The 16,884-nt window shown below is 47.7% G+C and carries 19 protein-coding genes; 16 read left to right on the top strand and 3 right to left on the bottom strand.

All coding sequences use genetic code 11. The annotated features are described in order from the left end of the window. Positions 1-73: 73 nt before the first annotated feature. From radC to efp, 3 genes are read right to left on the bottom strand one after another with little or no spacing between them, the layout of a single operon-like run. Complete coding sequence (radC, locus tag BLU47_RS09320) at positions 74-760, bottom strand: RadC family protein (protein ID WP_091961615.1); 687 nt, start codon at positions 758-760, stop codon at positions 74-76. 3 nt (positions 761-763) lie between these two features. Continuing rightward, the gene (locus tag BLU47_RS09315) at positions 764-1,732 is read right to left on the bottom strand and encodes a glycosyltransferase (protein ID WP_091961612.1); all 969 of its coding nucleotides are present in this window, start codon (positions 1,730-1,732) and stop codon (positions 764-766) included. Further along, positions 1,732-2,298, bottom strand: a complete 567-nt coding sequence (efp, locus tag BLU47_RS09310) for an elongation factor P (RefSeq protein ID WP_072288455.1) — start codon at positions 2,296-2,298, stop codon at positions 1,732-1,734. The genes BLU47_RS09315 and efp overlap by 1 nt, the downstream gene beginning before the upstream one ends. 177 nt (positions 2,299-2,475) lie before the next feature. Between efp and rpmH the strand changes: the two genes are divergently transcribed. From rpmH to BLU47_RS09230, 16 genes are all read left to right on the top strand, one after another. Next, entirely contained in the window at positions 2,476-2,631 is a 156-nt protein-coding gene (rpmH, locus tag BLU47_RS09305; protein ID WP_004336902.1) for a 50S ribosomal protein L34, read from the top strand. Between the two features lie 113 nt (positions 2,632-2,744). Continuing rightward, a complete protein-coding gene (locus BLU47_RS09300; RefSeq protein ID WP_176780524.1) occupies positions 2,745-3,401 on the top strand; it encodes a PASTA domain-containing protein in 657 nt (218 codons plus the stop codon). A gap of 1 nt (position 3,402) precedes the next feature. Beyond that, positions 3,403-4,470 (top strand): RluA family pseudouridine synthase, encoded by a 1,068-nt coding sequence (locus BLU47_RS09295; RefSeq protein ID WP_091961608.1) that lies wholly within the window; start codon positions 3,403-3,405, stop codon positions 4,468-4,470. 31 nt (positions 4,471-4,501) lie between these two features. Beyond that, positions 4,502-5,491 carry a D-alanine--D-alanine ligase gene (locus BLU47_RS09290; protein ID WP_091961605.1) on the top strand — a complete coding sequence of 330 codons (990 nt, stop codon included), beginning with the start codon at positions 4,502-4,504 and terminating at the stop codon, positions 5,489-5,491. Between the two features lie 20 nt (positions 5,492-5,511). After that, on the top strand, positions 5,512-6,672 hold the full coding sequence (locus tag BLU47_RS09285; RefSeq protein WP_176780531.1) for a lysophospholipid acyltransferase family protein: 1,161 nt from the start codon (positions 5,512-5,514) through the stop codon (positions 6,670-6,672). Further along, positions 6,669-7,325 carry a NigD1/NigD2 family lipoprotein gene (locus BLU47_RS09280; RefSeq protein WP_091961600.1) on the top strand — a complete coding sequence of 219 codons (657 nt, stop codon included), beginning with the start codon at positions 6,669-6,671 and terminating at the stop codon, positions 7,323-7,325. The genes BLU47_RS09285 and BLU47_RS09280 overlap by 4 nt, the downstream gene beginning before the upstream one ends. Positions 7,326-7,328: 3 nt before the next feature. Further along, complete coding sequence (locus tag BLU47_RS09275; RefSeq protein WP_091961597.1) at positions 7,329-7,847, top strand: hypothetical protein; 519 nt, start codon at positions 7,329-7,331, stop codon at positions 7,845-7,847. A 12-nt stretch (positions 7,848-7,859) separates the two neighbouring features. Next, positions 7,860-8,423, top strand: a complete 564-nt coding sequence (locus BLU47_RS09270) for a cob(I)yrinic acid a,c-diamide adenosyltransferase (protein WP_091961595.1) — start codon at positions 7,860-7,862, stop codon at positions 8,421-8,423. Between the two features lie 84 nt (positions 8,424-8,507). After that, a complete protein-coding gene (locus tag BLU47_RS09265) occupies positions 8,508-8,729 on the top strand; it encodes a DUF2795 domain-containing protein (RefSeq protein WP_091961591.1) in 222 nt (73 codons plus the stop codon). Between the two features lie 201 nt (positions 8,730-8,930). Then, entirely contained in the window at positions 8,931-10,289 is a 1,359-nt protein-coding gene (locus BLU47_RS09260; RefSeq protein WP_091961588.1) for a tyrosine-type recombinase/integrase, read from the top strand. Positions 10,290-10,382: 93 nt separating this feature from the next. Then, positions 10,383-11,303, top strand: a complete 921-nt coding sequence (locus tag BLU47_RS09255; protein WP_091961586.1) for a virulence RhuM family protein — start codon at positions 10,383-10,385, stop codon at positions 11,301-11,303. Then, the gene (locus BLU47_RS09250; protein ID WP_091961583.1) at positions 11,303-12,010 is read left to right on the top strand and encodes a hypothetical protein; all 708 of its coding nucleotides are present in this window, start codon (positions 11,303-11,305) and stop codon (positions 12,008-12,010) included. Before BLU47_RS09255 ends, BLU47_RS09250 begins: the two co-directional genes overlap by 1 nt. A gap of 259 nt (positions 12,011-12,269) precedes the next feature. Continuing rightward, on the top strand, positions 12,270-12,596 hold the full coding sequence (locus BLU47_RS09245) for a helix-turn-helix domain-containing protein (RefSeq protein ID WP_091961788.1): 327 nt from the start codon (positions 12,270-12,272) through the stop codon (positions 12,594-12,596). Further along, entirely contained in the window at positions 12,590-14,101 is a 1,512-nt protein-coding gene (locus BLU47_RS09240) for a DUF3987 domain-containing protein (RefSeq protein WP_091961580.1), read from the top strand. The genes BLU47_RS09245 and BLU47_RS09240 overlap by 7 nt, the downstream gene beginning before the upstream one ends. After that, a complete protein-coding gene (locus BLU47_RS09235) occupies positions 14,094-15,203 on the top strand; it encodes a DUF6371 domain-containing protein (protein ID WP_255402139.1) in 1,110 nt (369 codons plus the stop codon). The genes BLU47_RS09240 and BLU47_RS09235 overlap by 8 nt, the downstream gene beginning before the upstream one ends. A gap of 319 nt (positions 15,204-15,522) precedes the next feature. After that, positions 15,523-16,845, top strand: coding sequence for a plasmid recombination protein (locus BLU47_RS09230; protein ID WP_091961577.1), 1,323 nt, complete (start codon positions 15,523-15,525; stop codon positions 16,843-16,845). Positions 16,846-16,884 lie beyond the last annotated feature (39 nt).

The raw sequence follows: 16,884 nt of genomic DNA, 5'->3' as shown, positions 1-16,884 counted from the left end.
CGTCTTTTGTTTTAATTTGCGTGCAAAAGTACGAAATAATTATGAATTTCGCACTATGAAAAGGCAATTTATTTCAGAGTCGTCCGCTTTCGCGATAGCTGTAATAACTGCCGTCAGTGATGATGACATGGTCGAGGAAGTGGATGCGCATCACGTCGCATGCCGCCTTGATACTGCTGGTCAGCTGGCTGTCCTGCTGACTGGGACGGAGGTTGCCCGAGGGGTGGTTGTGGCAGACGGCGATGATGGTGGCGTTGGTGGTGACGGCTTCGCGCATGATGATGCGGATGTCGACAGCCACCTCTGTGATGCCGCCGTGCGAGATGCGTACCTTGCGGATGAGGCGGTAGTTCTGGTTCATCAGCAGGAGCCAGAACTCCTCGACGTCCAGGTCCTGCATCACGGGATGCATGTGGTTGTAGATGCGCGTGGCAGTGCCCAGGTCGGGGCGTTCCTCGGGTGTTTCCATCTGGCGCCGCTTGCCCAGCTCGCAGGCTGCCAGGATGCTGATAGCCTTCGCCTCGCCAATGCCGTTGTACTGGCATAGTTTGCGAATGGTCATCTTGCCGAGTGTGTTCAGGTTGTTGTGGCAGTCGGCCAATACGCGCTTCATCAGGTCGACGGCACTCTCCTTGGGAGAACCGGAACCTATCAGGATAGCCATCAGCTCGGCATTCGACAAGGCTTCAGCGCCTTGCTGCATGAGTCTTTCGCGGGGGCGGTCTTCTTCAGCCCATTGGTTGATGTTCAACTTCTCCATGTCCTATCGCAACTTTCCGCTGAAGAGTGACTCGAGGAATCCGATGCCGTAGCCTATGAGCTGTACGAAAACGGCTGCCACCGAGAGGATGCCTACCTTAAGGCTTTTCGACTGGATGCTTGAATCGATGAGGATAAGCAGGGCGTAGAGCAGCAGGAGAACCAGTGACAGTGCGCAGGTGAACGGTGCCAGTAGCAGCAATGCGGCTACACCGACGGTGAACACGGAGGGTAGGGCATGGACGGGTTTCAGCGCCTCGGGATACATGCGCCAGAGATTTACGCGGGCATAGCCGCTGTTATAGACCTGGCGCCAGAACTTACGGAAGTCGGTGCGGCGCTTGTGCCACACCCAAGCCTCGGGGAAGAGCCGACAGCTGTAGCCTGCCTTGTAGATGCGGATGGAGAAATCGATATCCTCGCCGTAGAGTGACATCTTCGAGAAACGCGTCTTGGAGAATCCGCCCAGTGCGAGGTAGGCCTCGCGTCGGATGCCGAGGTTAAACGAGCGGGGATAGAACTTGTCGAGTTGCTTCTTGCCGCCACGAATGCCGCCGGTGGTGAAGAATGAGGTCATCGCATAGGAGATGGCCTTCTGCACGTCGGTAAACGACTCGTGGGCAGCATCGGGACCACCCCAGGCATCGGAGGGCTGGCGCTGCAACTCGTCGTCGATGGCTTGCATGAAACCATGGGGCGCTACGGCGTCAGAATCGACAATCAGCACATACTCGCCACGGGCGCGCTCCACACCATAGTTACGGCTTTGTCCCGGACCGCTGTTCTCCTTGTAGTAATAATGCAAATCAAGGATGTTTGCGTATTTTTCGCAAACATCCTTGCATGTGATTTTTGAACCGTCCTCTACAATGACTACCTCAAAGTCCTTGAATGTCTGGGAACTGAGGCTCTCAAGCAGCTCGTCCACTTCGTCAGGACGATTGTAGACCGGTACAACGATGGAATATTTCATTATTCCTTAGCGCGAGCCAGATAAGAACCGTCGCGAGTGTCTACCTGAATCAGGTCGCCCTCGTTGATGAACAGGGGAACGCGAACTTCAACGCCAGTCTCCAATGTTGCGGGCTTCAAGGTGTTGGTAGCGGTGTCGCCCTTGATGCCGGGCTCAGAGTGGGTGACGCGAAGAATGGTCTTCACGGGCATCTCAGCGTAAAGAATGGTACCGTCGGTGGTGTCGCTGACAACAGAAACCACGTCGCCTTCCTTCATGTACTCGTGGCCGATAACAAGGTCGTTGGCAATGGGAATTTGCTCGAAGGTCTCCTGATTCATGAAGATGCGGCCTTCCTGATCCTCATACAGATACTGGTAGTCGCGGTGCTCGATGACAACGTCCTCCAGCTTCTCGCCGATGTTGTAGCGACGCTCCAAAACGCGGCCGTCAGTGACGTTCTTCATCTTGATGTTCATAATGGTGTTTCCCTTACCGGGCTTACGATGCTGGAAGTCGATGCAAACCCAAATGGCACCGTCCATGCGGATGGCGGTTCCTTTCTTAATGTCTTGTGAATTAATCATAAAAATAGTACTATTATAATATGTAAACTTTCATTTTCCGGCTGCAAAGGTACAACTTTTCCATGAAAAATGAGTAAAATATAGAGAATTTTCGCTCAAAACTTGCGTAATTCGAAATAATTACGTAATTTTGCAGCCCGAAACTCCGAATTTCAACAATAAAATTAAGATAGAACAATGAAAAGAACATTTCAGCCGCACAATCGTCGTCGCGTGAACAAGCATGGCTTCCGCGAGCGCATGGCAACGAAGAATGGTCGTCGCGTATTGGCTTCTCGCCGCGCTAAGGGCCGTAAGAAGTTAACTGTATCGGACGAGCATCACGGAAAGTAAATCCTGACACGTCTCAGTGATAAGAATTGGGTATGTTTTCAAGAAATATACCCAATTTTTTTGTTGTGTCAATTATTCTTTGTAATTTTGCTCCATTAAATCTTAATATATTAATGAACACAAAGGATTTTGGATCTAAGATATTCAGCCGTTACCTGATAGGACATCTGGTTGCGATGGCCGTTTTCATCGTGCTGCTGTGTGTGGGTATCAAGTTCGGTCTGGACTTATATACCCATCATGGACAGGGAATCGTGGTGCCGGATTTGAAAGGCATGACTTACGAGAAAGCTTTCCGTCTGCTTGACGAAAACGGACTGCTCATTGTGGTCAGCGACTCGGGGTATAACAAGAAATTGCCTGCCGACTGCATCTTGGCACAAACACCAGGCTTCGGACAGCGAGTTAAGGAGGGACATATTATCTATGTGACCGTCAATTCGCCCTCATCACCATCGTTCACTATACCGGACATTGTCGACAATTCCAGCTATCGTGAGGCAGAAGCCCGTCTGATGGCGCAGGGTTTCAAACTGACGGAGCCCATGAGGATAGATGGCGAAAAAGACTGGGTCTACGGCATCCTGTGCCGGGGACGCCGTGTGTCAAACGGAGACCGCATCCCTATTGAGTATCCGCTGACGCTTATGGTGGGCAGGGGAGCAATCGACGATTCAACTGCTGTGGAATTTGTTGAGCCCGTGTATAGCCAGGAAGACAGTGAGGTCGATGAGTTTGTAGAAGTAAAGGAACCGCCAAAGGCTAACTGATATGACAGAAGAACAGGATGATATGGAATTGATAGAAGACGAGGTGGACACAGCGTCTGACGGACAACTCTACGAGCATATGCGCATGGAGGTGGACCAAGGTCAGGTGCCTGTGCGCATTGACAAATATATGTCGGAGCATCTTCCTCACTCGTCGCGCAACCGCATCCAGAAAGCCGCTGATGCTGGCTTCATCCAGGTAAATGGGACTCCCGTCAAAAGTAACTACAAGGTAAGACCAGGCGATGTCGTCACACTGATGTTGGACCGTCCGCATTACGATACAACCATCGAACCGGAGGACATCCCGCTGAATGTCGTCTACGAGGACGACCAACTCATGGTCATCAATAAACCGGCAGGTATGGTGGTGCATCCAGGTGTGGGAAACTTCCACGGGACATTGGTCAACGCCATTGCATGGCACCTGCGCAACCTGCCTACCTACGACCCCAACGATCCCAGTGTCGGACTGGTACACCGCATCGACAAGGATACCAGTGGACTGCTTGTCGTCGCCAAGACACCTGAAGCCAAGACGGAGCTGGGCGCACAGTTCTTTAACCACGATACGCACCGCTCGTATCAGGCGTTGGTTTGGGGCAACTTCACAGAGGACACCGGGCGCATAGAAGGTAATATCGGACGAGACCCGAAGGACCGCCAGCGTATGGCGGTATTCCCGCCAGGATCAGACATCGGCAAGAGCGCTGTGACGCACTATAAGGTGCTGGAACGCTTTGGCTATACCACTCTGGTGGAATGCCGGCTGGAAACAGGACGTACCCACCAAATACGTGCCCATATGAAACATATTGGTCACCCGCTGTTTGCTGACGAACGCTACGGCGGCATGGAAATTCTGCGTGGGGAGCGCACCGCCTCGTATAAGGCATATATCCAGAACTGTCTTAGGCTCTGCGGGCGACAGGCACTGCATGCCAAGACGCTGGGCTTCGTTCATCCTACCACCCACGAACAGATGGACTTTACCAGTGAACTGGCTACAGATATGAACGAGTTGATAGACAAATGGAGAAAATATGTCAATGGTAAGATAGCTCAATAAATAGAAAATAGTTAAATTGTAAATTAAGATAATGAAACAACTGAAACGCAACATTGCCATCGTCTGTGGTGGCGACTCTTCTGAGCACGACGTATCGCTGCGCTCGGCACAGGGGCTTTATTCGTGGTTTGACAAAGAGCGGTACAATGTGTATATCGTGGATGTGAAAGGACAAGACTGGCACGTGGAGCTGCCTGGCGGAATCACAGCCAAGATAGACCGCAACGACTTCTCGTTCGTAGAGGATGGCAAAGCCAAGTTGTTCGACTATGCCTATATTACCATTCACGGAACACCCGGTGAGAATGGTATCTTGCAGGGCTATTTTGACCTGGTGGACATCCCTTACTCGACGAGTGGCGTGCTCGTTGAGGCTATGACGTTCGACAAGTTCGTGTTGAACCAGTATCTACGTGGCTATGGTGTGGCTGTGGCTGACTCGATGTTGATTCGCCGTGGTTATGAGCACCTGGTGAGCGAGGATGAGATAGAGCGCCGCATCGGCATGCCTTGCTTCGTGAAACCTGCCACCGACGGATCCAGTTTCGGTGTTAGCAAGGTGAAGAATAAGGACCAGTTGGCTCCTGCCTTGCGCAAGGCTATGCTGGAGAGCGACGAGATCATGGTGGAGCAGTATCTGGAGGGAACGGAAATCACCATTGGATGCTACAAGACCAGTGAGAAAGAGGTGCTGTTGCCCATTACCGAGGTGGTGACTAAAAACGAGTTCTTCGATTATGACGCCAAATACAACGGACAGGTGGAGGAGATTACCCCTGCCCGCATCAGTGAGGACTGGGCGCGCAGGGTACGTGAGATAACCAGCCACATCTATGACATCCTGCACTGCAACGGTATTATCCGCATAGACTACATCATCTCGAAGGATGGTAAGATACGCATGCTGGAGGTGAACACCACGCCAGGCATGACACCAACCAGCTTCATTCCCCAGCAGGTGAAGGCAGCCGGACTCACCATGACGGAAGTGCTGACGGATATTGTAGAAAACCAGTTTTAAGGAAAAGAGAATAACGAATGGTGAAAAGGGAAGAGTTTGACGAGATAAGGCCTTTCGAGGAAGGCGAGATGCAACAGGCGTTTGAGGAACTGCTGGCAGACCGCCAGTTCTCACACTTGTTGCAGGGCTTCGTGCCCTGGTTGCCCAAAGGTCTGCGCAATGGCGTGCTGAAACTGCTGTTCACGGGTATCAAGACACCTCTGGACTTCCAGAAGCGGTTTATGAAACCCATCGTATGGCACATCATCCACAAGCATACTGACGGCTGCTCGTTTGGCGACAAGGCGTTGCCAGCAGACAAATCGCTGCGATACACCTTCCTTTCGAACCACCGCGACATCGTGCTCGACTCCGCCTTCCTCGACGTGATGCTGGTTAAGAATGGCTATCCTACCACCGTGGAGATAGGCATTGGCGACAACCTACTGATATACCCATGGATTAAGCAGTTGGTACGTATGAACAAAGCCTTTACGGTACGCCGTGGACTGACAGCCCACGAAATGATGCGCTCCAGTCAGTTGATGAGCAGTTACATCCACTATGCCGTGACTCAGAAGCATGAGAACATCTGGATAGCACAGCGTGAGGGACGTGCCAAGGATTCGAGCGATCATACACAGGATTCGGTTCTGAAAATGCTGGCGATGGGTGGCGAAGGTGACTTTGCCGACAAGCTGCGCGACCTGAACATAGTACCGCTGACTATCAGCTATGAGTTCGACCCGTGCGACTACCTGAAGGCACAGGAGTTCCAACAGAAACGCGATAACCCCGCCTTCAAGAAGAGCAAGCAGGACGACTTGGACAACATGCGGACGGGCATCTTTGGCTATAAGGGACGTGTGCACTACCAGTGTGCACAGCCTATCAATACTTGGATTGACGAGTTGCGTGAACTGCCTAAGAATGAGTTCTATGCTGCACTCAGTCAGCGTATTGACCATGAGTTGCACCGTAACTATCGCCTGTATCCTTGCAACTATATCGCCCTTGACGAACTTGAGGGCACCACTGCTCATGCCAGCCAGTACACCGAGAAGGACAAGGCTCGTTTTGAGAAGTATCTGCAAGGTCAACTGGCTAAGATTAACATCCCTAATAAGGATGAAGCCTATCTCCGTGAACGTATGCTGACGATGTATGCCAATCCCGTCCGTAACTATCAGGCTGCACAATGAGGAAACTGCTCTTATATACCTTCTTGCTTCTGCTTTTCTCGTGTGAGACCGACAGTTATGAGAAAGGCCAGGGTAAGTATTCGCTCATGCGGGCTGATTTTGCAGAACTGGCAGTCAACAGTCAGCAACAGGGTGTCAGCTTTGTAACGGATGAAGGGGAACAGCTCGCATTGGCAAATCCGCTGACGGCATCATGGATAACACGTCCTGATACGACCTATCGCACTATTGTTTATTATAATAAGGTGGAAAACGGACGTGCAGAGATCGTTTCCCTTGGTAGAATGGGTGTGCTGTCGCCTGTTCCTCACTGGCGCCTCAAGGAGATGCCTCAGGATCCGCTTGGCGTAGAGAGCGTATGGCTGACAAGAAATGGGAAATACATCAACCTCGGTTTATTACTGAAGAACGGACGCATTGAGGATGAAGAGGGTACCCATGTACTGGGACTTTGCCGTGATACCGTGCTGAAGAATGACAACCAGACACAAACAGCCTACTACCGCTTGTTACATAGCCAAGGTGATGCCCCTCAATATTACACCAACCGTCGTTATGTCAGTATCCTGCTCCCTCAGGAGCATCTTGATACGGTGCGCCTGAGCATGGAGACTTATTCGGGCAGGTTAGAGAAAGTGATAGCCCTTCAGTAAGCTATGTTGTTCATCAGACGCTGGCTCGTATGGTTGAGCCGTATTCACCGTGTGTGTGGCTTCGGCATCCAGTCGCCTACCGACTATGCTTTTGTCCGCTACGTGGTGAACGAGCACTGGCCGTATTATGCCTATGAGGAATTGACTGACAAAGACTGGCTGACGGAGAAACTGGGACGGCTGTACTTCCGGCTAGCCAACTGGCGACAACCCAGGGTGATGCAGGAAGACCGTTATCAGCGCTATTGGCAGGCAGGATGTCGGAAAACTCGTTTTACTGCGGATGTGGATACCGTGGAACTGGCTCGCATTGAAGTGGAGGATATCATGACATGGAACCAATTGTTGCCAAAATGCAATGACCAGTCGGTTGTCGTAGTGGAGGACATCTGGCGGAACAAGGAACAATGGGAGAGCATGTCGCAAGACAAGCGGGTCGTCATCTCCTTTGACCTCTACTACTGCGGTATCGTCTTGTTCGATACACATCGATATAAACATCATTATCAGATAAATTTCTAAAAACCTGGAACAATGAAAATCACGAAAGTTTACACTCGAGGAGGCGACAAGGGAAAGACGTCGCTCGTGGGAGGCCAGCGCGTGTCGAAAGCTTGCATACGACTGGAAGCTTATGGTACGATTGACGAGCTGAGCGCGCATCTGGGACTCCTGGCTGCAGAACTGCCGGAGGGACGTGAGCAGATGATGGTGGAGCGTATCCAAAACTGTCTGTTCAATGTCTGCACCAATCTGGCTACCGACCAGTCAAAGACGCCACTTTACCCCTCTGCTCATCTGCCAGAGGGCGAAATTGCCTTGTTGGAACAGGAAGTGGACACCATCATGCATGAGTTGCCTGAGGCACAAGGATTCATCCTCCCTGGTGGCACCCGAGAAGCTGCTCAGGCACATGTCTGCCGCACTATTTGCCGGCGTGCTGAACGTCGCATCGTAGCCCTTTCCGAAGAGGCTGATGTGTCTCCGGAAGTACAACAGTATATCAATCGTCTGAGTGATTATCTGTTTGTTCTAGCCAAAAAGTTGAATTTTATTGCAGGTAAGCAAGAAAAAATTTGGCAAAATGCTTGCAAATAAGAAAAAAAATATTACTTTTGCGGGCAAATTCACGAGGTGAACTAATTATCGAAAATTGTAAATCGTCAAATTGTAAATATTATTATGTATTGGACACTTGAATTAGCTTCAAAATTAGAAGATGCGCCTTGGCCAGCAACCAAGGACGAACTGATAGATTATGCCATCCGCTCCGGTGCACCCCTTGAGGTGCTGGAGAACCTTCAGGAGATAGAAGATGAAGGAGATGTCTACGAAAGTATTGAGGAAATTTGGCCAGACTATCCCTCGAAAGAAGATTTCTTGTTCAACGAGGATGAGTATTAAACGTTAGATTTTAATCTAAGTAATTTAAAATCAGCGAGATAAGTAAATTTTATTTGTTTGTCTCGCTTGTTTTTTACCACCTAAAACTACACTATTTATTTGTCTAAATCACATCTTTTAACTCTAAAAACAGGGTTTGTTTGTCTAAAAGTTAGTACTTTTGCACATCCTCAGGAATAATAAGACAAACAAATAGTAATTATGGGAAGACCAAAGAGACTTTATCCGTTGGGTAAGTATCGTCTCCGCACTCCGAAGACGATAGACAAGAGTAAGACCTATCCTATTGAGTTGGAATACACATGGAATAGGCAGGTTCTAAGGAAGTCAGCTAATATATTCGTGAAAGCAGCTGACTGGAATCAGAATGGAAACCAAGGGCGTGGCGAAATACGTTCGAGTTACGGTAATGAGTATAAGAGACTCAACAAGGTGCTAATGGAGCGAGTTGATACCATGGATGCACAGCTTGCGGAATACAATGTCAAGCATCCGAATCAAATTACTGCGGAGGTGATCGCTGGCTTCTTGTCACACAAACCACTGACACGAAAAGATCAAGGTAAAGACTTCGCAGAGTTTGTATTGGAGCGATTGGAGTCTGAATATTCCCGTCATAAGATTGGACGCAGTAGATATAAGAATGGTATTTGCTGTATGAACGTTTTCACAACCTTCTTGCGAGCAACGAACCAAGGAACATACGAAAAGGACAAGATATATGTGGGCGATATTACCCCAGAGCTGATAGACGGCTATATAACTTGGCGACGAGATATAAGGCAGAATGGTGACGAGACGATTAATCACTCTCTGACTCCAATTCTCAAAGCATGTTCGTATGCTGCCGAGTTAGGTATGATCGAGCAGAGTGTGAATGCCCGTATTCAAGACATGATGATTGTAACCAAACCGTCACTATCGGATGAAGAGAGTGAATTTGATGGTAAGGCATTGACAAAGGAGCAGATGGATGCTCTATTGGAATATTACAAGAATTGCAAGGAACCTCGGCGAAAGGAATTCATGGAAATGTTCTTCTTTGCTTTCCATGCTTGCGGCCTTCGTATTGTTGACGTGATGACACTTCAATGGGGTCATATCAACTTTGAGAAAAAGGAGTTGAGGAAGATAATGATCAAAACCAGCAAACGCCATGTGATACCACTAACAGTACCAGCATTGAAAATCCTGCGTAAGTGGCAAGAGAAGCGGGTGGGATGTCGTTACGTTTTCGATTTGGTTAACGATAATCTGGATCTGAATGATGAGGAAGCTCTATACAAAGCCCGCATTAATGCCACGAAGTGCATTGGCCAATCATTGGCTGTGGTAGGTGAGCAACTTGAATTCCCCTTTAGTCTGTCGATGCATGTAGCCCGTCACAGCTTTGCCGTTATGGCATTAAACAAAGGACTGTCAATGTCAGTCGTGAGTCGCCTACTAGGGCATGGTAGTACTGACATCACGGAGAAAGTATATGCTCACTTCCTACCAGAGACTTTGTCTGCAGAAATGGATAAACTGCATGATGATTTGGTAGAGTTGGAACCATTTTAGTCAAAATTAGTGGAAAGAAGTGATACTTCAAGTGTTAAAATGTGGTTTTTCGAAGAATAATTCGTAATTTTGCAGGCTCAAACGATTGGTAAGATGGCAAACGATATAGTATCAGTAAACGAAGTGCAAGGTGAGGTAATCTTTTACCAACCTGATAACACCATGCGCCTTGAGGTTAGATTGGAAGATGAGACTGTTTGGCTGACCCAGCAGCAGATGGTTACGCTATTCCAATCCAGTAAGGCTAACGTGAGTGAGCATATTAGGAATATTTACGACCAAGGGGAATTAGAACAGGAGGCAACCGTTCGGAATTTCCGAACAGTTCGAAAGGAAGGTAATAGGATGGTCAACAGAACGTTAACCTATTACAACTTGGATGCTATTATCTCTGTGGGCTTTCGTGTTAATACCAAAAGGGGTATTATGTTTCGTCAATGGGCAAATAGGACGCTTAAGGAGTATCTACTCCGAGGTTATGCATTTCATCAGCAGATGATAGCCATGCAGCGGCAGATAGACGTACGCTTGGAAGAACAAAATGAACGATTGTCTGCGGTGGAGAATCATTTGCACGAACATGACCAGAAGTTTGACATGATAGTTAAAACGCCTGAGTTGCCGAATGAAGGCGTGTTCTTTGACGGACAGATTTTCGATGCTTTCAAATTGGTGATGCAGCTTATAAAGAGTGCTGAGCATAGGATTATTCTTATTGATAACTATATCAACGAGGAGATTTTGACGATGTTTGATCAACGCGCAAATGGTGTTACTGCTTGCATCTATACGGCAAGAATAGACAGTGCTATGCAACTTGCCATCCAACGGCATGACGCGCAATATGATCCAATACCAGTTAATGTGTTCCGCATGAGTCATGACAGATGGCTTATTATCGATGACAAAGTGTATCATTTTGGAGCATCATTGAAAGATCTGGGAAAGAAATGGTTTGGAGTCTCCCTGTATCAGGATATAACCCCAGAAGAATTGTTGTCAAAAATTAGCTGATGATGTTTCAAATTTCTTTTTTGGCGATAGGACTATCTGTTTTAATGCTTGCAATCGCTTATATTTTCAAAAGACATCAACGAGCAATCCTATGGGCTGCGGCGTTGATACTCTTTATAGGAACTGCATTGTCACTTGGTCTCGGTCTGGTGAAGATTGTTGAGAATGGTGTGGTTAATCAAATCGCAGTATATTCCATAATTCTCTCTTTTATTTGTTCTGCCATTTTTGCTTGTAATGCGGAAAAGGTTCATGCGGCAATGCAAAAGAAAGATTCTGTTTTAAAAATCTCATCAGAATCGCAGCTTGAAGAAAACTCTGAAGAAGATAGTAATCATGTAGATGATGATGGAGTAAATGAAGCTAAAGAACATGTCCAACTTCCCTCCAGACTTAATACACAACTTGCTTGTGAAATATTCTCAAAGGCAATAGAGGCGGGACTGATGGAAGAGAATGGCGACCATTACAAGTGGAAGCAGTCTAAGGTTCTTTTAGCTTATATGTGTGGAAGAATTTATTGCGAGGATAGACCCAAATATGACCGAATAGAAGATAAAACCTTCTGGAAATTTGGTCGAACAGAGTTCTTTCCAGAGTCCGACTTGAATGAATTGTTTGAAGTAACGGACTTAGCACAATCTCGACAAAATAGAAAAGACAGCCCTGTTCCACAGGGAAGTGACAAAATCGACGAATTATTTTGAGTAGCTGTATTAGCTACTCTTTTTTTGTTTATAATCAAGGAGTTATGGGTCTTTGGATAACTTCATCCTAACTTCATCCTAATACCATCCTAACATGTTATGCAGTGTTAGCCAAATTCAGGCTAACACCGTGTCTATGGCAATATAGGTACCTTTGCCGCCGATAAACGCAGACGCAAGTGCACAATTGCTCTGCATAATAATAATCGGTAAAGGACTTGAGTGTGCAATCAAGCTCTGGAGCCATAGCATTTTTAACATGAAGAAAAAAAATAGTGATTTTTCTGAGAAGGAACTTTTAGAAAAGATCCTCTCAATCCTGGCAGGAAAAGAAGATTCTCCTGTCAGAGCGAAGCAGGTATGCACACGTCAACTCTATAGCAATAAGGAACTGATGGACTTGCTTCAAGTTAAGGATAGGTACTTAAAGAAGTTACGTGACAATGGCTATATAGGCTATTCGCGTGAAGGCGATAAGTATTGGTATACGCAAGACGATGTAAACAAGTTCCTGCGCAAATTCCATTATGAAGCTTTTGCCACCAATCCAAACTTACCAGAGCGGAAAGGAGGTGATGTATGGTGATTGATACTGACCATCTGGTTAACCAAATCCATGCACAAGTGGAAGGAGTTGCTGAAACTGGCTTTCCGATGGATGTGTTCCCTGAGCGCATACAGAAGATTATCTATGATCTGGTAACTTACGAGAACTACAACATGGAATACACGGCTTCCATCATTCTCTCTGCCTATGCTACAGCCATTGGTAATACCTACCATGTGAAGATTAAAGGTAACTGGGTTAGCAGTTGCGCCCTGTTTATGATATTGGTGGGCAGACCGGGACTCGGCAAGACACCGCCATTGGGTTTCCTTTATCAGCCCATCCGTGAGAATGACCGCCAGTTGCTTGCCAAGGCACACAAGGAATATGAGTTGTACGAACAGCAGCAGGTCGTAAAGAAGGACGGTGAGGTGAAGGAACCGATGGAGAAGCCCCGTCTGGTGCAGACTGTTATTTCTGACTTCACCCCAGAGGCCATGTTAAGCATCCATTACGACAACCCTCGTGGCATCGTACTACTCGTTGATGAGGTGGTAGCACTGTTCAATTCTGTAAAGCGCTATAGTGCAAAGAGCAATCTGATAGAGGATTTGCTGTCTGCTTATAGTGGCCAGCCGATAAAGGCTGTCAGGAAGACAGAGGCTTTTCCGATGAGTATCCCCCGTCCTTGTATCAACCTGATAGGTGGTGTACAGACCAATATCCTTGATGAGATATTCAGGAAGGAGTATGTTGCCAACGGACTGACCGACCGTTTCCTGTTCGTATTCCCCAAGAACAAGAAAATTCCTGAATGGCAGTTGGGTATAGACCAGAAACAGCACCCTGACACCATGAATACGTGGTCATGGTATGTCAACAAGGTACTGAATATCCCCTTCCAACTCTGTGAAGATGGGGTTACCGCTAATCCGAAGGTGCTGGAGATGACGAAGGATGCCAAAAACTACTTCTATTGCTGGAATAATGAGATTATTGACAGGGTGAATGCCATTGAGGATGACAATGAGGTAGAAAGCCGCCAAATGAAACTCAACGGCAATGCAGCCCGTCTGGCTCTTATCCTTCAGGTGATACGCTGGTCGGCTGGAGAGTGCCAGATGGATGCCATAGATCTGATTTCTGTTAAGGGAGCGATAAGTCTGATAGACTATTTTGAGGAGTCCTATCAGCGGGTAAAGGCTTGCACCATCACTGAGCCCAATTCAAAGAGCAGCGATGATTGGTTGGAGTTTGTTGGCGATACCTTCACCTCAGCCGATGCAGAGGCAGCAGCTATGAGTATAGGGCTTTCACGCCGTACTGTCTATAGTTCTCTCAAAAGACTATGCGAGTCCAGCCATCCTACAGTGATAAGGGTTAAGCAGGGAGTCTATTCCAAGATAGTGCATGATTTCACTTCTGCACAATGCACTTCTGCACTTTCGGATTCAGACTCGTCAGAACCCTCCAGTGAAAAGGAAGTGCAAAGTGCAGAAGTGCAGAGTGCAAGCGGTGCACAGGAAGGAGGCAGCGATGAGTGATTTCAGGTTCCATCTCCAGAAGTACAAGCATGGTAGCAAAATCACCTGCCCTGAGTGTAAGAGGAAACGCTGCTTCACCCGCTATGTGGATGAAGAGGGTATCATTGAGTTTCCTGACACGGTAGGCCGTTGCGACCATGAGCACAGTTGTGGTTATCACTACACTCCCAAGGACTACTTCCATGATTATCCAGACAAGGCACCCAAGGATTGGAAGGATGACAACACCCATATATATAATAAGGTGACGAAATCAACAATAGGGAAAGAGAAACCCAAGCCCATGGAACCGTCGCTGATTCCCTATGAGATTGTGCAGAAGAGTATCGCCAGATTTGATATGAATCCTCTACATGCCTATCTGTGTAGCATCTTCGGCAAAGAAGAAACCAAACGTTTGTTCCAGTTGTATTTTGTAGGGACAGGACATAAGTGGGGCGGATGTACGGTCTTCTGGCAGATTGACTTCAACGGCAATGTACGCGGTGGTAAGCTGATGGGGTATAATCGCGAGACAGGCCACCGCATAAAAAAGCCAACAAGTCAAGTCACATGGGCACACTCAGAACTGAAGTTGCAAGACTTCCATCTGGTTCAGTGCCTGTTTGGCGAGTATCAGCTTCGTCAAAGACCCACAGCAATCGTTGCCCTTGTGGAAAGTGAGAAGACGGCTCTTATCATGGCACACTTCATGCCAGATTTCGTATGGCTGGCCACTGGCGGCATGGATGGCTGTTTCAATGAGAAAACGATGCAAGTACTCCGAGGACGAACGGTAGTTCTCTTTCCTGATCTCGGCGGTTGGGATAAGTGGCAGAAGAAAACACAAGTTCTGAAGTTCATCTGCAAACGGGTCATTATGTCTGATGTGATAGAGCAGCAAGCCGCAGACGAGCATCGTGAGGCAGGTCTTGACATTGCAGACTTCTTCCTGATGAAAGCTACCTCTCACGAGATTCTGGCAGACATGATAAGACGAAACTCTGCTGTTCAATCACTCGTTGACAAATTAGGCCTAGAGATATGCGATGAAGAAGAATCACACTATGTGGGAAATTTGCCTAATCTCCGTTGGAAACTCATTCAGCGCAAGAAAGGTTAGTACTTCGTGACATGCGTGCAGGGAGATAAAGGGCTTGCCCTTGATATAGCCCACTATAACTACGAGCTTCGCTTTCGTAGTTGTGGGCTCTTCCGAGGGACTCAGGGCTTTGCCCTAAGAACCTACCAAGGGCTGCTTGCCCTATGGAACCTCGCAAGGGGGGTGACCCTCCCCCTTGACCGCCCCGCTCAGTGGCATCTGCCCCTAAGAACCCTGAGCAGGAAGTGACTCTCTCCCTGCACCCACCAATCAGGGTTCACACCCCGATACCTCTTTGGGGCAATAGCACAATAATATAACGTATTAAACAGGAAAAGATATGGCTACAATAGCAAAAGCATCTGAGCACATCAAGCCGTGCAATATTGCTCAGTGCGAACGACACAACAGAAGAGACGAGGACTATATCAAGTCTCTCGATCCAGCACGGCTATACATACGTCTTGAATTGACCCACAACAACGAAATGTATATCGCACCTGGCATGGAAGGTGTTACCCTTCAGCAGCACAACGACTATTTGAAGGCATTGGTCAAGGAAAAAACTGGCAGGGCCATGCAGGAGAAGGATGTGGAGTATAAGGACAAAAATGGTAAAACGAGAGTTCGTAAGGGCAGCAGTCCCATTCGTGAGGGTGTGGTAAACATCAAGCCTGATACCAAAATGGACGATTTGTTGAACTATGTCAATCGAGTGCATGAGAGGTGGGGCATCAGAGCCATCCAGATACACATGCACAGAGATGAAGGGCATTATGAGAATCCAGAGGACAAATCGACATGGCAGCCAAACCTCCATGCGCATATCATCTGGGACTGGATAGACCACCAGACAGGCAAGTCCTTCAAACTGAATGCCGATGACATGTCCCAAATTCAGGATATGGTTGCAGAGACATTGGAGATGGAGAGAGGCAAGCGCAAGGAAGAGACGGGTGCCGAACATTTGGAACGAAAAGACTTCATCTTGGCTAATCAGAGAAAGCAGAGTGCTGAACTTGACAACGAGATTGCCGAGAAACGGGATAGACTGAATACAGAAAACGGCAATGCCATCGTTTCTGGAGTGGCCAACCTTTTTGGTAAGGGCAAGTATGCTGATATGGAGAAAGAAAATAAGCGCCTAAAAGAGGAACTGCCAAAGCAAAAAGCAGCCATGCAGCGTCAATATCAAAAGGCTTTAGATGCTGAACGGAACCACCATACCCAGCAACTTGCAGAGAAGGATAAGCAAATTGAGGATCTGCAGGGCAAGTATAAGGGTGAGGTATTCCGCCATCAGCAGGATAATCAAGAGAAAGACAGGATCATCCGTCTAAAGGACAGCATCATCAATGATTATCGCGAACGACTCGGTCATTATCTGTCAACCCTTTCAGAACTGCTAAGAGGTGCTGTTAAAGCTGTAATTGATTATATTCAGTCTGGCTATCGCAGTTTCAGTTATCGCCAGGAGTGCGATGTCAAACGCTACATGAATAGCCAGCCCGATAAGGAGAAAGCTGCTGTCACAGTACTTAATGCCTCACTTCCCTTTTTGAAGAGCGATGAACACGAACGAGTGAAGGGACAACTTTCCTATATCGTTCAAGACATGAAGGAAGAACGACAACAAACTCTAAGCCGTGGATACCACATGTAATACACCGAAAAACAAGCCTGTCAGTAATTGCTGCTGGCA

The organism is Prevotella sp. tc2-28 (assembly GCF_900107705.1).
Taxonomy (GTDB): Bacteria; Bacteroidota; Bacteroidia; order Bacteroidales; family Bacteroidaceae; genus Prevotella.
This window is presented reverse-complemented; position numbering and strand designations above follow the sequence as displayed.

Bases quoted from the DNA above. Each gene is read 5' to 3' on its own strand.
- efp (WP_072288455.1), bottom strand. From the start codon at position 2,298: ATGATTAATTCACAAGACATTAAGAAAGGAACCGCCATCCGCATGGAC.
- BLU47_RS09290 (WP_091961605.1), top strand. From the start codon at position 4,502: ATGAAACAACTGAAACGCAACATTGCCATCGTCTGTGGTGGCGACTCT.
- rpmH (WP_004336902.1), top strand. From the start codon at position 2,476: ATGAAAAGAACATTTCAGCCGCACAATCGTCGTCGCGTGAACAAGCAT.
- BLU47_RS09275 (WP_091961597.1), top strand. From the start codon at position 7,329: ATGTTGTTCATCAGACGCTGGCTCGTATGGTTGAGCCGTATTCACCGT.
- BLU47_RS09265 (WP_091961591.1), top strand. From the start codon at position 8,508: ATGTATTGGACACTTGAATTAGCTTCAAAATTAGAAGATGCGCCTTGG.
- BLU47_RS09260 (WP_091961588.1), top strand. From the start codon at position 8,931: ATGGGAAGACCAAAGAGACTTTATCCGTTGGGTAAGTATCGTCTCCGC.
- BLU47_RS09280 (WP_091961600.1), top strand. From the start codon at position 6,669: ATGAGGAAACTGCTCTTATATACCTTCTTGCTTCTGCTTTTCTCGTGT.
- BLU47_RS09295 (WP_091961608.1), top strand. From the start codon at position 3,403: ATGACAGAAGAACAGGATGATATGGAATTGATAGAAGACGAGGTGGAC.
- BLU47_RS09240 (WP_091961580.1), top strand. From the start codon at position 12,590: ATGGTGATTGATACTGACCATCTGGTTAACCAAATCCATGCACAAGTG.
- BLU47_RS09230 (WP_091961577.1), top strand. From the start codon at position 15,523: ATGGCTACAATAGCAAAAGCATCTGAGCACATCAAGCCGTGCAATATT.
- BLU47_RS09315 (WP_091961612.1), bottom strand. From the start codon at position 1,732: ATGAAATATTCCATCGTTGTACCGGTCTACAATCGTCCTGACGAAGTG.
- radC (WP_091961615.1), bottom strand. From the start codon at position 760: ATGGAGAAGTTGAACATCAACCAATGGGCTGAAGAAGACCGCCCCCGC.
- BLU47_RS09255 (WP_091961586.1), top strand. From the start codon at position 10,383: ATGGCAAACGATATAGTATCAGTAAACGAAGTGCAAGGTGAGGTAATC.
- BLU47_RS09300 (WP_176780524.1), top strand. From the start codon at position 2,745: ATGAACACAAAGGATTTTGGATCTAAGATATTCAGCCGTTACCTGATA.
- BLU47_RS09250 (WP_091961583.1), top strand. From the start codon at position 11,303: ATGATGTTTCAAATTTCTTTTTTGGCGATAGGACTATCTGTTTTAATG.
- BLU47_RS09235 (WP_255402139.1), top strand. From the start codon at position 14,094: ATGAGTGATTTCAGGTTCCATCTCCAGAAGTACAAGCATGGTAGCAAA.
- BLU47_RS09245 (WP_091961788.1), top strand. From the start codon at position 12,270: ATGAAGAAAAAAAATAGTGATTTTTCTGAGAAGGAACTTTTAGAAAAG.
- BLU47_RS09270 (WP_091961595.1), top strand. From the start codon at position 7,860: ATGAAAATCACGAAAGTTTACACTCGAGGAGGCGACAAGGGAAAGACG.